This window comes from Alteromonas sp. MmMcT2-2 (genome assembly GCF_022348305.1).
Lineage (GTDB): Bacteria > Pseudomonadota > Gammaproteobacteria > Enterobacterales > Alteromonadaceae > Alteromonas > Alteromonas macleodii.
The window spans coordinates 1-15,094 of the sequence record NZ_JAKRFA010000012.1 but is presented as its reverse complement, the minus strand read 5'-3'; the positions used below and the strand labels follow the sequence as shown (position 1 = coordinate 15,094).

The following is a 15,094-nucleotide window of genomic DNA, read 5'->3' as shown; positions in this document are numbered from 1 at the left end:
CCTCTCCGTTTATTAACCCTGACTTCTAATTGCTTCGCGAGTCATAAAGCGGCTTGTGTTCACTGCATTAAGCAAATCGTTGCTTAAAGGTAGCGGCTCCTTACATAGACTGCTCACCAAGACCTCTGCCATTAAAGGCGCTGTGGTTAACCCTCGTGACCCTAAGCAAGTAAGGGTGGAAACTACGCTGCTTGGCAACACTGGCGCGCTAGTCAACGGTTTGCCCACGCCCAGCATAGTGTAGAGCTCTTTTAATGAATCAAAATTATGTAGTGCACCGACAACAGGCTGGTGGTCGGGTGAACCTAAACGCGTAGCCGCTCTGGCTTTACCGTCATGTTGTAATGCTTGCACGATGTCGGTGTTTGCCAGCGCCTGTTCATGTGTGGCAAGGTTCATTTCAGTTTCGTCGCTTCTCGCATCGGTACTTAAGTCGTTTTTAACGTAGGTCGAACCTAACGCGTGCCGACCTTCGAATACAGGTGTCATATAGCCTTTGTGACACAACACAGTGTTAAGCTGTTCAATTGGCATTTGGGTGGGAATAGCTTCAACCTGTCCGCGAACAGGGCGAAGGGACAGACTGTCAAAATCGCTAGCGTTTACCGCACCTGCACCAAGGGTAAGGATAAGGTGATCGGCAGTAATAACTTCTTCATTCTCAGCGCTATCTAAGTTAAAACGAATCTGCACCCGCTGCTTTGTTGTCTCAACTGCCTCATGAGATACATAGGTATGATTGGGTTTCAGCGTGAGTTTGCCACTTTGAAGTGCTTCTTCAATCATGGCAGTAACTAGCTGTGGAGGAGAAAGCCAACCACCAAGGCCAATGTATAAGCCTGAATAGGGAAGGGGCAGATTAGCGATATCGCTCACTTCTTTGCTGTCTACGGGCTTAATTAAAGTTTCAGGCCAAACGTCGGCTGCTGCCAGTTTATTTTGGCGTTCTGCTACCTTGTCGTTAAAGTTTAGTTGAATAACACCACAGAAATCATGGGCAACGTCGGCTAGGCCACAGGCTTTTACATGTTCAATAGTGTGGTCGTAGGCTTGTCTAGCATACAAAAAACTGTGCGCCTGAATGCGGCTGGCAATACTTGCTTCGCTATGGAGCTGCGGATAAAAGCCGCCTTGCGGGTTGCCAGAAGCGCCGCTTGCAAGGGTGTCACCATCAAAATACAAAGTAGTGCTAATGCCGCGTTTTACTAAAGCCAAGCATGCCGTAGCTGCTGCAAGGCCGGAGCCTACTACCGCGACTTTACTTGTTTTATCTAAACTGTCGTTCGCGTACCTATAGTAGGGGCCAGCAGGCAGGCGAAGTTTATGCTGCACATTCTCATTGTCTTGGTTAAAAACGCCGGTCAGCATGTCGCGCTTACGGCCAAAACCGTTGCGTTTTTTAATGGTAAAACCCACACCAGCTAGCCCACGCTTTACGATGCCTGCGGCGGTAAAGGTTCCAAAGGTAGTTCCGGTTTTTGACAAGCGAGCCATTTGGCTAAACAGAGCATCTGTCCACATATCAGGGTTTTTGCTGGGTGCAAAACCATCTAAAAACCAGGCATCGATGAGACCATCTACAGGGCAATGCCATTGAGGTAAAAGCTCGTGAACATCACCAATCCACAAGTCGAGAGTGGTTGAATGGTTATCAAAATGAAGGCGATGACAGCCCTCAAGGCCCATGGGGTAAAGTGAAGCAAGGGCATCCGCTTCATCTTTAAGGGCAGGAAAAGCTTCTAGCGCACGCTGCATATCCTGTTGAGGCAATGGAAACTTTTCCGTGGTAATAAAATACAGGCGCTTTAACGGGTGGTCAGGGTTCGCTGATCTAAATTCGTTAAAGGCGCGCATGGCGACCAAAAAGTTCAGCCCAGTTCCAAAACCTGTTTCGGCGATAACAAAAGTAGGGTTGCGCCACTGTTGCCAGCGCTCAGCAAGGTCGTTGCCTGCAACAAAAACGTGTTGGGTTTCATCAATTCCGCTGTCATTAGAAAAATAAACGTCGTCAAAATGGTCGGCGACAGGCGTACCGCTCTCATTAAAATGAACCTGTGCATGCTTAGATTTCACTGTTTATTTTTCTCCGTTTATGTCGTCGTTGTGTTGGCACTTTGAATTGGAGGCAGTTTTCACTACTTCAATAGCTTGCCCATCCGATGCTTGTTTTGAAACGTCAGAGCTAGCCTGCCTTTTAGATAAACAAGACACTTCTGCGAGTGTTGAAAAGTGCGGGATTACTTTACTGGTCACGAGCTGTGCGCCAAGCATACCGCCAATGGTGCTCCAAGAACCATTAACGTTAATTAACCCGCGGTGATCCATTGTAGGCACTTCAGCTTCTGTTTTCGAGATAACCCAAGTGTCTTCGGCAATATCAAAGGTCCATATGGCGTCATCTGCAGTTGAAGGTTCGCCATTATAGCCAATGCCATTGTAGTTGTACGGATTAGTCGAACCGCCCACAAAATAGATTTTACTGGTGTCCTTATCGCCCGCTGCCGCCATGCGATAGCGCGCAGTACCCGTTGGATGGTCAAGCGTACGCCAATTAATTTTGAATGGATTTTCCTTGTCAATTTCACCTTTAAAGCAGGCGGTTTCTGGCTCGAAGCTGCGGCGTTTATCGCTGTGCGGTGTTACAGAATCGCCGTCACAAATTACCATAGTGCTGTTAACGATGCCGCCAGCTTGTCCGAATACCGGACTGCCAAGAAAAGGGCTCGCCTGTTGCCATTGGCCGGTTTGCGTATCATAAACCTGCACAAGATTTACGTTCCCATCGTTGTGCCAGCCAGAAATTAAGTACACGTAACGGTCTTGGTAAACTAAAGCAGTTGCATCATCAACGGGCACGGGCATAGGCGTTAATAGCTTATACTCCCCTGTTACAGGAGCGTATTTATAAACATCTGGGGTACTAATTTCATTGTGATCTTCATCAACCGTGTAACCGCCAAAAATATAAATGCTGTCATTAACGCCCACTGCTACGGAGGCTAAACGGCCTTTAAGCACAAGGCTGGATGGAACTGGGGTAAGGGCTTGCCATTGCAAAGGTTTATCTTTGTTGTTGATAACAAGTTGCCAAGCACGGTTGTGCACGTCTTTATGGGTCTTGCCTTTGCCCAGCCCCATAAAACTAAATACATATTGTGTGTCGTCGATGGTTACAGAAGCTACGGCATTGTTTGAAACTGGCTCTGGTAGCGCGGGGAGGACGATAGGCGCAGCTGTTACTGAGACAGTCGCTGCAGAAGCAATAATAAAGGCAGCCACCACGAAAGAAAGTCGGGGTACCGCACTTTGAAAAATGCGTAGAGCAATGGTTCTTGGCTTTTTTACTAACACAGCAATCTTCAGTTTTATCTAAATTTCGAACGTTTGGCGGCGTATTCTACCTGTCACCTTTTTGTTTTTCCGCAAAAGTTTGTGCCTGCTTAAAACTCTTCTTTTCATATTGCTTCTGCAAATAACAATCTATCAGTAAAAACAATACGTTTATTTAATTGCTGTTGTAAATATTTTGTTAAATTTAGCGCTAAGTCTATTGAGGATAGTTCAGGGAGAAGGTATGGCGGGCGTGTTTCACCAATGTGGTCAAAGCATTTGCAAACGCACTAGAAACGAAATGGATGATCGTGCACGTATCATCGCACGTGCACTGGCTGAGCAAGGTGTGTGCGATAACGATGTGGTAGCTATTCTTATGCGAAACCACGTCGATATATTTGAAATAGTAGAGGCATGCCGATATGTAGGTTCGCGCTATGTTCTGCTTAATTGGCACAGCCCTGTTGCCGAACTTCTGCCTATTTTAGACGACTGCAGCGCTAAAGTGCTGTTCGCTCATCGCGATTTATTAAAGGGTGAGAATGACCGCCAAACCTTATTACAAGTTCCCACCTTGTCTGCGATATACACGATTAAAACGCCGGAAAGTATTTTAGAGCGCTATCATTTAACAGATAATTCACTGTTAGCATCAGAGGCGAAAACTGGGGAACAGTACCAGTGTCTTGATACGCTATTAGCTGCCCCAAACGCAACGCGCCACGATGAACCGCCAAAACGCTTTAAGGGCATGTTTCCCTACACATCTGGCAGCACCGGAAAACCCAAAGGTATTAAGCGAGATGAAGACCTAACGCGGCCAGACCCTTATTTAATATTTAAAGGGCTGTCTGAAGCGTTAATGCAGCTATCAATAGGTGATCGCTTTTTCGTCTCGGCACCGCTTTATCACAGTGCACCACACGCGCTTACGCTCTGCTGTTTAGCAGCGGGCAATATTGATGTATACATTGAGCCTCAATTCGACCCCGAACGCTTTTTACAAGACATAGAGCGGTTTAAGCTGACTCACGCCTATATTGTTCCTACCATGATGGTGAGGCTACTTAAACTGCCCGAGTCGATAAGAAGCAAATACGACACTTCAAGCTTGCGATTTGCCTTATCAACCGGGTCCGCACTGCCAAGCGATGTGAAAGAAGCCATGATTAACTGGTTTGGTCCAATTTTCTATGAATCTTATGGTGCTAGTGAATTAGGCTTTATGACCCTAATTTCATCTCAAGAAGCATTAGATAAGCCAAATTCTGTGGGTAAGCCCATTCCCGGTGCCGCGATTAAAATATTGAGCGACGATAAAGAGGAGTGCGAGGTAGGTGGTGTTGGCGTTATATATGCGCACCTTTCCATGTTCGCGCCATTCAAATATACCAATACTACGGGCACGCAAAGCGACTTACATGTTGGTGAATTCACGACATTAGGTGATATGGGTTATGTGGACGAAGATGGCTACTTATATATTTGCGATAGAAAAAAAGACATGATCATCTCAGGTGGCGCCAATATATTTCCTGCTGAAATAGAAAGCGTCATCATCGAAATGCCTGAGGTTGCAGACTGCGCGGTATTCGGTGTGCCTGATGCTGAGTATGGCGAGAAAGTGGTGGTGGCTGTTCAATGCTCACCCGACAACGCGCTGTCGATTGATGCGCTACACGGGTATTTAGATGGCAAACTGGCGCGGTTCAAGTGGCCTAAAATGTTGCAAATACTCGATTCTCTGCCCAGAGAAGATACGGGTAAAATATTTAAGAACAAACTTAGAGCTCACTTTGGTCAATAAAAGAAACCGCTAAAGCTATTTTGAAGGTTTTGTGAAGGTATAAATTAACGCTGGTCATGACCCTGTGCATTCGTGCTACATTGGAAATATTCTGAACAAGAAAGCTTAGACGAAGACGGCAAAAACGAAAAAGAAGGGAAGTGGGAAACTACCTGTTTATACACACAAGCCCAGAATTGAAACAGGTATTGCAACGCTGAAGTTTGGCAAATTTGAGTATGGCAATTGGCAGAGCAGACCACTTTACCATTCAAAATCGTTACCATAAGCCGCAACAACGCAAAGGGTAAACTATGAGAAGAGCAGTTATCACCGGTCTTGGTATCGTATCAAGCATCGGCGTAAATAAAGAAGACGTACTTGCTTCACTTAAAGCGGGTAAGTCTGGAATTACATTTTCAGAACAGTTCGCCGAAATGGGCCTTCGCAGCCAAGTTTGGGGCAACATCGACATCGATTTGAAAGACCATATTGACCGTAAAGCTATGCGCTTTATGGGCGATGCGGCAGGCTACGCATACGTGGCGATGCAACAAGCCATTGCAGACTCTGGTTTAGAAGAAAGCGACATTTCAAACGAGCGCACGGGTATTATTGCTGGCTCAGGTGGCGCGTCTTCTGAAAACCAAGTGCTTTCTGCTGATATTCTTCGCGAAAAGGGCGTTAAGCGTGTTGGTCCATACATGGTTCCCCGCTGTATGGCATCTACGGTATCGGCTTGCTTAGCGACACCGTTTAAAATTCGTGGCGTGAACTATTCAATTGCCTCTGCGTGTGCAACGAGTGCCCACTGTATTGGTAATGCGCTAGAGCTTATTCAGCTTGGTAAGCAAGACGTAGTATTCGCCGGTGGCGGTGAAGAATTACATTGGTCACTATCAAGCCAATTCGACGCTATGGGCGCACTAAGCTCTAAATATAACGACAATCCTGCTGTGGCATCACGTACTTATGACGCAGCACGCGACGGCTTTGTAAGTTCAGGCGGCGGCGGTATGGTTGTTGTTGAAGAACTTGAGCACGCGCTTGCACGCGGCGCAAAAATCTACGGCGAAGTAGTAGGTTACGGCGCTACATCAGACGGTTTCGACATGGTTGCACCGTCGGGTGAAGGCGCAATTCGCTGTATGAAAATGGCAATGCAAAATATCGATGCGCCAATCGATTACTTGAATACCCACGGCACATCTACGCCTGTAGGTGACGTGAAGGAACTTGCGGCGATTCAAGAAGTGTTTGGCCAAGCGGGCGTACCTATTAGTGCAACTAAGTCACTGACAGGTCACGCACTAGGTGCTGCGGGTGTAAACGAAGCTATCTATAGCTTGTTGATGATGGAGAATAACTTTATTGCGCCATCAATTAATATCGACACGCTAGACGACGCGGCACAAGGGCTAGATATTGTTACCCAAGCACGTGAAGCAACGCTAAACACAATTATGTCTAACAGTTTTGGTTTCGGCGGCACTAACGCAACGCTTGTTATGCAGCGTTATAACGGTTAATTAAAACCGCTTGAACCAGTAAGCTTTTTCAACTTCAGTTAAGAAGTTTCAAAGAAGACAAAAGGGCGTAAACCTGAGCACCGTGGGTGCTTGTGTTTACGCCCTTTTTTATTGGTATTTTTTAAATAAAACCTGTGTTTTCAGAAGCGGCCGCTTAAGCGATTGTAATTGTGTGTTTTGTCCGTGAAGCAGAATGTCAAATTTTTATTAAGCGCAGTGTTTCGAGTGACGCTAAATTTGTCGTTTAACTAAGTGCTCTGAGCTATCGGTTAAACCAACTTTCATTACTCAATCGGCAATCTTTGTCAATGTTTGCCATAATTTGCAAATGGTGGACATTCGGAAATAGACAATGGCAACTTTAAATGTGTCGCTTCCTGACGAAATGCGTACGTGGATTGATGAACAAGTAAAAACTGGCAAATTTGCTAATGCTAGTGATTATATTCGCGATTTAGTGCGTCGCAATCAGAGTGAGCGAGAGGCAATTAGCTTAGCTCTCATAGAAGGTGAATTGAGTGGGAAAAGTGATAAGAATGTTTTAGATATTATTCAAGTTAAGAAAACTCGAGCCTCAGAATGAATAAATATACCCTCTCCAATAAAGCAGAGGAAGTTATCTCCGGGATTTACGATTATTCAGCCAATATTCATGGCGTAACTCAAGCTGAAGCCTATCTTGTTGCCCTACACGAAGCTCTAGTCATTCTGGCGGAAAAACCTAGTATCGGTACTTCAGCAGAGGATATCAGAAAGAATTACTTTCAACTGCCAGTTCATAGGCACATGGTCTTCTATAAAAAAGTCGATGACGGCATTTTCGTTATTAGGGTACTTCATCAACAGATGAAATACTCTATACATCTATGCGATTGAAATACGGAGGAAAGACCCAGTAATGTGGCTGAAGCGTCAAGTCAAATAAACTGATAACGACTAAACAAGGTATCTGGCTCGGGAATAGTGATTTTCCCGTAATGCCGTTTTACCAAACCTTCTTGTTGAAGTTCACCTAATAACTGGTTCACCGTTTGCCTACTGCTATTTATCATTTGCGCTAAAGACTCTTGCGAAAGGGTAAGTGTAATCGCGTTATGTTTGGGCAAATGCTGACCGTAACTGGTGGTAAGCATTAAAAGCCGTTTTACCAGCTGGTGCTTAAGGCTAAGCCCCGCGCTTGAGTCAATAAACTGAAACGCACTGCGCACGCGCGTGCATAAAAGGCGAGTAAAATGCGGGTAGAGTTCAGGGAACTGTTCAAGCAGTGCTTTAAACGCGTTCTTTTGAATAATCGCCACCGTGCAATTTGTCTCGCAGAAGTTGTCGTGAGTACGAGGGAGGTCGTCAAACATCGATATCTCACCAAACCAGGTGCCGGGGCCCAGTAGCGCAAATAGCATTTCGCGACCATCCACGCCCACTGTAACAACTCTTAAACGGCCCTCGCATACGCCATAAAAACCGACACCGTCTTCACCTTTGGCATGCAGTTGCTGCCCAGCTTTTAGGTGTTTTAGACGCATCTTGTCGAACATGGCTTCCTGCAAATAGGGTGGGAGCGCGCCAAACCAAGTAGAGCTAGCGAGAACAGGTTTAAATTTTTCCATTTAACAAATTTCTTACAATGTCGTATATGCGACAGTGTATAGCAATTACAGCGCGTAATGTAGGTGGTAAGAGAAAGTTAGTGGAAGTTTAATTGAAACGTTCAAGGTATCGAGCCTTCCACCTAGGGCTCCCGCCTCAAATGAAATTAATTTGTACGTTAAAAGAGTAAATCTATGACAGATTCAGTAAAGTCGAAAGTTAGCAGTGAAGAATGGCAAACCCGTGTTGACCTTGCCGCATGTTATCGCGCAGTTGCTATGTATGGTTGGGACGACCTTATTTTCACCCATATTTCTGCCCGTGTTCCTGGGCCTGATCATCATTTCTTGATCAATCCTTACGGTTTAATGTTTGATGAAGTTACTGCATCAAGCTTGGTTAAAGTTGATCTTCACGGTAACAAGGTAATGGAAAGTGAGTACGACATTAACCCAGCAGGTTTTACTATTCATAGCGCTGTTCATGAGGCTAGAGACGATGCAAAATGTGTCCTGCATTTGCACACAGTAGAAGGTGTGGCGGTATCCATTTTAGAAGAAGGGTTGCAGCCATACTCGCAACAGTCGCTTTTTCCGCTGGCGTCGCTTTCCTATCATGCCTACGAAGGCGTGGCGCTAAACCCAGAAGAAAAAGTGCGATTGGTTCGCGACCTTGGCGATACCCAATTTATGATTTTGCGCAATCACGGGCTTTTAACCTGTGCAGACAATATTCCCGATGCATTCTTGTTTATGTTTATTATGCAGCGCGCCTGTGAAATTCAGTTAAAAGCGCAGGCCACAGGCAAACCGCTTATTCCAATTCATTCGGCAATTCTAGATGGCATTCGTACACAAGCCGATCAAGTCACCCGGCAGGCTGGTGGTTCGTTAGCATGGCCGGGTATTAAACGACGCGTTGAACGCCGTTTCCCTGGTTACGACAAGTAACTATTTAAAGTTAACGTTATCCAATACCACGTTCGCAACGGATGAAGTGGACAAAAAACGTGAGCTAAAGCGGTTTGCTTCAAGCGTTCCCGTGTTAAAGGATTGTATGAACTTCGGCCGTCTCTTTAATGTTGCGGCCAAACGTGCATCAAAATGACGTAAATTAAACGAATCACCGACAAGATAAATCAAGGGCGCTGGGTTACTAAAAGCCTAAGTTAAGGTACACTTAGCGCCATGAAAATACTTCTTGAAGATACCATTCCGTTTGGCACCGATTACCTTAATAGCGTAGGTGAGGTTGAAACCTATGCATGGCAATCTCTTGTGCCTGAAATGCTGCGCGATGTAGATATTCTTGCGCTACGTTCTACCACCAAGGTTACCCCTGAACTGCTGACCAGCGCTAGCAAGCTCAAGTTTGTTACTACGGCAACGGCGGGGACCAATCATCTAGATAAAACGCATTTAGATAGCGTGGGTATTATGCATAGCAGTGCAGCAGGCTGTAATGCCGTAGCGGTTGCCGAGTACGTGTTGAGTGTTTTGCTGCACGCGCAAAAAGCCCAAAAGCTCGATTTATATAATGCGACAGTGGGAATAGTAGGTGCTGGTAATGTGGGAACTGCATTATCAAGAATTTTAATGGCAATTGGCGTTAAACACTGTCTGTATGACCCACCGCTACAGCAAGCGCTAGCAAAATCTGGTAAGAAGGAGCATAACGGTCAGTCATTTGTAGACTTAGCGCAAATAGCAAAGTGCGATGTTATCTCGCTTCACGTGCCTTTTATTAAAGGCGGCGAATATCCTACATATCAGATGATAGACGAAGCGTTTCTGGAAGGATTAACGTCAAACCAGCTGCTTATAAATGCATGCCGGGGTGAGGTTATTGATGAAGTGGCACTACTTAGTGTACTTCGAGGTGAAAAACCGCCAACGGTGGTACTCGACGTATTCGACAATGAGCCTGCCATAAATACAGCATTATTTGACTATGTTTGGTTCGTTACACCACATATCGCGGGGCACTCTGTAGAAGGCAAAGTGCGCGGTACGCAAATGATTTACGAGCAAATTTGTGACGTAGTGGGCAAAGCCCCAGACAAAGTGCTTAGCGACTTTTTAGAGAAAACCAATCCGATCAAAGTTGCGTTAAATTCGCCTGAGGCGGTGCGGTTGTCGGTTGAGGATCTCATTGCCGTATTCCACAATGTGTATGATGTAGCTATTGACGATGAGATAACGCGAAACGCGTTTGCGTCAGGCCATAATGAAACGCCAGAGACACACATAGCAAATACGTTCTCTACATTGCGCAAGCAATACAGAGTGCGTCGCGAGTGCAGCGCCTATGCGTTACACTTGCCAAAAAACACCAGTAAGCAAATCCAAGACACATTTACCAAACTGGGCTTTCACGTAAGTCTGGTTTAGTTATTTTAATATTAGGAGCATAAAGCATTATGTCGCAAGCGTTTGACGTAGCGGTACTTGGCGCCACAGGTCTAGTGGGCCAAACCATGATTGAACTATTAGAAGAGCGAGACTTTCCGGTAAACCGTTTGTATCCGCTTGCCAGTAAACGTTCAGCAGGTAGTACCGTGTCGTTTAAAGGCGAAGACATTGAAGTATTAGATGCTGATGATTTCGACTGGTCATTAGTGCAATTTGGCTTTTTCTCAGCTGGAGGCAGCATTTCTGCAAAATTTGCTCCGCTAGCGGCAGAGGAAGGCTGTATTGTTATCGATAATACTTCAGAGTTTCGTTACGAGCCAGATATCCCACTTGTGGTGCCAGAAGTTAACGCCCATGCACTGGCAGAATTTCGCAATAGAAACATTATTGCGAACCCAAATTGCTCAACCATTCAAATGTTGGTTGCACTTAAACCTATTCAAGACGCTGTTGGTATTGACCGTATTAACGTGTGCACATACCAGTCAGTTTCTGGTGCAGGTAAAGAAGCCATGGAAGAACTGGCTAAACAAACCGCAGGTTTGCTAAACGCACGTGAAGTAAAGCCAGAGTCGTTTAGTCGCCAAATTGCCTTTAATGTCATACCTCAAATCGACGTATTCCAAGACAACGACTACACCAAAGAAGAAATGAAAATGCTGTGGGAAACCCAAAAAATCATGGGCGATCAAAGTATTTTGGTAAACGCGACGGCTGTGCGCGTGCCGGTTTTCTACGGACATGCTGAGGCCATTCACCTTGAAACGCGTTCGCCAATAGACGCGCAGCATGTTAAAGAGCTTTTAGCCGATGCGCCAGGCGTAACAGTTTACGACGGCAATGAGCAATTCCCAACGCAAGTAAGCAGTGCTAGCGGCAACGACATTGTGCATGTAGGGCGTATCAGGAATGATATTACTCACCCTTGTGGTTTAAACCTATGGGTAGTGTCAGACAACATTCGCAAAGGTGCAGCGACAAACAGCATTCAAATTGCTGAGACACTTATTCGCGACTACTTATAAGTATTCTACAGAGACACAGCCTCTGATTAATCGGATAAGCACAGGAAAAGGTAAACATTTTTCTGTGCTTGCCGATACGCAATGAAAGGGGCATTACCTGTTACAATTGATAAAAGCATTTAATGCATCAAAGCGGCAGTGTTCAACACGATAGAGTGAATGTATTTGAAGCAACGAAATGGCGGTTTTTAGCGAAAATTTGAGCATTAGAGCGCTTCAATACTACTGTCTAACTAGATCACCCTTAATAACTGGTTTATAGTTTGTAAAGTTAGGAATAGAACAACCTTAAAAACAATACTCAGTCAGACACTTAGGCGAAGGGTAAGAATTCTATAAAGCGCAAATAAATCTTACTGCTAAGTTCAAAAAGACTGTAAAACGCTGGCTTGATTGTTAATGGTTTCAAGGTGGCTTAAGAATAAAAATAAAAGCCAATATTTTCTTCCGTACTGATTGGCTAGAAAATCCGCCCATACGTCTCGGGTGGTAAAGACGCTTGAGGGCATATAGGACTGCTATGAAATTGCATTTGACGGGCTTACTTTTACTAACACTTTGTTTGTCTGGCCCTATTATCACTGTTGATGCACAAGAACGCGCTACCTTCTTAAAAGGTCCCAAAGACGCAACTGATCAGTATTCAGGCCTAGAATATGGCCCTATCGACGCCAACGATACCTTATGGCGTATTGCTGAGCGCTATCGCCAAAACAATAACCTGAGCGTATATCAGGTTATGACCGCCATTTACGAGCTCAATCCAAGCGCCTTTGAAAACGGCAATTTAAATTTATTAGTTGATGGTGCGGTATTAAAGCTACCATCAGAACGCTATATCGCCAGAATTGATAAGCAAAAAGCCCAGATGCGCGCTGAGCAGGATGATAGGGCATTTGCTGAAATGCTTAATAAGCCCGGCAGTAGCGTAAGAAATATCAAGCCTGCATCGCCTTTAGTCAATCAACAAGACTTAACGCAAACCCAAACTGATATTGAGCAGAAAATCACTCGCTTAGATCAGGAGCAAACCCGACAATTTGACGAGCTGCGTATGCAATTTGCAGCCTCACTGGAAAATGTTGAAGCTATTCTTAACGAAAACAGACGCTTGTACGAGCGTGTTGAGGCCGTTAATGGCGAACTAGAAACCTTGCGTGGACAAGTGGAAGGTGATGTTAAGAGCCAACTAGATATGCAAGTGGCGCTTCAGCAAGAATTGCTCGACATGATCAAGGCCGAGCAAGCGCAGCGCGAAGCAGAAAAGCAGTCTTCTTTTTTAAGCGCACTTACCAGCCCACTCAGTCTAATCATAGGCTCTGCAATTCTGTCACTATTGTTAGTTGGTGGTCTTATCATGTGGCTGCTAAAACGTAATAGTAAGCCTGACGAAGCGCCTGCGGCTGGACCTACGATTACAGCCGATAACGATGAAGTGCCGGTACCTGATTCTGACATTGGCGATCTTTCAAGTGCACTGGCCCCTGACTTTGATGATAAAGCAGAGTTGTCAGATGATGACTTGTTCAATGACGACGACCTACTTGATGACGTACTTACCTCAGATTTAGAAGAAAGCCTAGATGACGAACTAGAAACCTTCGCCGACCTTGAAGACGACATGTTGGTGCCAGACGATGGCAGTGATGACTTGTTTGAAGCTGGCGATGATGAGCTTGATCAAAGTGAACTAGATAGTCTGTTTGATGACGATGACCTGTCAGATAAAGTATTAAACGAAAACGACACTGACGACCTTGAAGGCTTCGACCTGTCTGGGGATGACGACATCTTTGATGAAGATGCTGCCGATGAAAGCGAGCCAGAGACGGAAGTTGCTGACGAGGCTGCATCGACAGATGACGATGATTTTGACATTGATGACTTGCTTGATGATGTGCAAAGCCAAGACGCGGCAGAACTTGAGAGTGATGAGCTAGATGAGTCGGGCGATATAGACCCTGACGACATACTGGCTGAGGTCAAAGGAACTGCTGAATCTGACAATGTTGATGAAGACGATATCGACGCGTTGCTTGCCAGCTCAGTTGATGATTTATCTGACGCTGACGAAGAAACAGAAAGTGTTTCTTCTTTGCCAACCGTAGAAGATGAGGACGATAAGCCTGAAATCAGTATTGACGATTTGCTAGAAGAGCACGGCGTTGATGCAGGTCTTACTGATGAGCTAGACAGCAATGACGACCTTATCAATGAGGATATGCTAAGCAAGCTCGACGACGAGATTAATCAGCAAAATAAAGAAATTGATAAAATCACCGACGATTTGTTAAATGAAATTGAGCAAATCGAAATGATGGGTGGCCTGGGTGAAGAAGGTGACGAAGACGAGGATGATCTCGAGGAAGAAATAACAACTTCTTCGCCGTCGCCGCAGTCTATTCAGAGTCTTGATGCCATTACCGACGATTTAGACGAAATAGTCACCGACGAAATCGAAACTAACGCGGACTTCAGTGACCCTCTTTCCGATGAGCTTATTGCTGAGCTACAGGCGGAAGATGAGCTTGCTGAAGAGCCTTCAGCGGATCAAATGCCCTCAGCGGATCAAATGCCTTCAGCTGATGATGAGCTCGATGAAAGCGCTTCTAGCGATTTACCTACTCAATCCGATGAGGAAGGTGATTTTGACGATCCGTTTACTGATGAACTACTTGCAGAGCTTGAAGCAGAGTTAGATGGCGAGCCTGAAGTTAGTCCTGAAGCTCACGAAGAAGACGTAGATCTTGAAACGCCTGAAGGCGATGAAGAAGATGCAAGCGAAGATGATTTTAGCGACCCGCTAACTGATGAGTTGCTTGCTGAACTAGAAGCTGAAGAATCTAAAAGCAGTGAAGATGTAGATTTGCTGACAGACGAGCTACTTTCTGAGCTTGAGTCTGAAATAGAACCAGATGATGAAACAGATGCAGAGTTCGAACCTGAAGTCGAGTTTGAGTCAGAACCAGAAGCTGAGCTAGAAGCTGACATTGAAGATGAAGTAGAGCTTGAGACGGAAGCCGAAGGTGAACCGCAGTCAGAACTAGAATCAGAGCTTGGCACTGAAGTAGAAGCAGAGCAAGACGCTGAGATTGAGCCTGAACTAGAAGCGGAACTTGAGTCTGAGCCGGAGCCGGAATCAGAGCTAGAATTTGAAGCTGATTCTGAATCTGAATTCGAACAGGATTTCGATTCTGAAACAGAACTAGACCAAGAAGCAGAAGAAAAAGCTGAGCCTGAAGCCGACTTGGAAGATGAAGTAGAGCTAGAGGCGGAAGCCGAAGGTGAACCAGAGTCAGAACTAGATTCAGAGCCAGAGTTTGACACTGAAATAGGAGCAGAACAAGACGCTGAGATTGAGCCTGAACTAGAAACGGAACTTGAATCTGAGCCGGAGCCGGAATCAGAGCTAGAATTTGAAGT

General features: G+C 45.4%; 11 protein-coding genes. 8 read left to right on the top strand and 3 right to left on the bottom strand.

The window, feature by feature from the left end; all coding sequences use genetic code 11:
• Positions 1-12 precede the first annotated feature (12 nt).
• Both mnmC and MHM99_RS09195 read right to left on the bottom strand, forming a co-directional pair.
• The gene (gene mnmC, locus MHM99_RS09200; protein ID WP_239219094.1) at positions 13-2,073 is read right to left on the bottom strand and encodes a bifunctional tRNA (5-methylaminomethyl-2-thiouridine)(34)-methyltransferase MnmD/FAD-dependent 5-carboxymethylaminomethyl-2-thiouridine(34) oxidoreductase MnmC; all 2,061 of its coding nucleotides are present in this window, start codon (positions 2,071-2,073) and stop codon (positions 13-15) included.
• A gap of 3 nt (positions 2,074-2,076) precedes the next feature.
• Positions 2,077-3,351 carry a galactose oxidase gene (locus MHM99_RS09195; protein WP_239219092.1) on the bottom strand — a complete coding sequence of 425 codons (1,275 nt, stop codon included), beginning with the start codon at positions 3,349-3,351 and terminating at the stop codon, positions 2,077-2,079.
• A gap of 223 nt (positions 3,352-3,574) precedes the next feature.
• On the opposite strand from MHM99_RS09195, the gene MHM99_RS09190 reads away from it, so the two are divergent.
• From MHM99_RS09190 to MHM99_RS09175, 4 genes are all read left to right on the top strand, one after another.
• Positions 3,575-5,140, top strand: a complete 1,566-nt coding sequence (locus MHM99_RS09190; RefSeq protein WP_239219090.1) for an AMP-binding protein — start codon at positions 3,575-3,577, stop codon at positions 5,138-5,140.
• Between the two features lie 293 nt (positions 5,141-5,433).
• On the top strand, positions 5,434-6,648 hold the full coding sequence (fabB, locus tag MHM99_RS09185) for a beta-ketoacyl-ACP synthase I (protein WP_014949953.1): 1,215 nt from the start codon (positions 5,434-5,436) through the stop codon (positions 6,646-6,648).
• A gap of 352 nt (positions 6,649-7,000) precedes the next feature.
• Positions 7,001-7,231 carry a type II toxin-antitoxin system ParD family antitoxin gene (locus MHM99_RS09180; RefSeq protein ID WP_014976888.1) on the top strand — a complete coding sequence of 77 codons (231 nt, stop codon included), beginning with the start codon at positions 7,001-7,003 and terminating at the stop codon, positions 7,229-7,231.
• Positions 7,228-7,524: a type II toxin-antitoxin system RelE/ParE family toxin gene (locus tag MHM99_RS09175; RefSeq protein WP_049589147.1), complete on the top strand. Its 297-nt coding sequence runs from the start codon at positions 7,228-7,230 to the stop codon at positions 7,522-7,524. Before MHM99_RS09180 ends, MHM99_RS09175 begins: the two co-directional genes overlap by 4 nt.
• A 41-nt stretch (positions 7,525-7,565) precedes the next feature.
• Here MHM99_RS09175 and MHM99_RS09170 read toward each other — a convergent pair whose 3' ends face one another.
• Positions 7,566-8,255 carry a Crp/Fnr family transcriptional regulator gene (locus MHM99_RS09170; RefSeq protein ID WP_014979674.1) on the bottom strand — a complete coding sequence of 230 codons (690 nt, stop codon included), beginning with the start codon at positions 8,253-8,255 and terminating at the stop codon, positions 7,566-7,568.
• A 174-nt stretch (positions 8,256-8,429) separates the two neighbouring features.
• Between MHM99_RS09170 and MHM99_RS09165 the strand changes: the two genes are divergently transcribed.
• From MHM99_RS09165 to MHM99_RS09150, 4 genes are all read left to right on the top strand, one after another.
• A complete protein-coding gene (locus tag MHM99_RS09165; protein WP_239219088.1) occupies positions 8,430-9,185 on the top strand; it encodes a class II aldolase/adducin family protein in 756 nt (251 codons plus the stop codon).
• A gap of 237 nt (positions 9,186-9,422) precedes the next feature.
• Positions 9,423-10,625, top strand: a complete 1,203-nt coding sequence (locus tag MHM99_RS09160) for a 4-phosphoerythronate dehydrogenase (RefSeq protein ID WP_239219086.1) — start codon at positions 9,423-9,425, stop codon at positions 10,623-10,625.
• A gap of 29 nt (positions 10,626-10,654) precedes the next feature.
• The gene (locus tag MHM99_RS09155; protein ID WP_014979671.1) at positions 10,655-11,671 is read left to right on the top strand and encodes an aspartate-semialdehyde dehydrogenase; all 1,017 of its coding nucleotides are present in this window, start codon (positions 10,655-10,657) and stop codon (positions 11,669-11,671) included.
• 520 nt (positions 11,672-12,191) lie between these two features.
• Positions 12,192-15,094: FimV/HubP family polar landmark protein (locus MHM99_RS09150; protein ID WP_275445504.1), on the top strand; the 2,903-nt coding region annotated here is incomplete at its 3' end.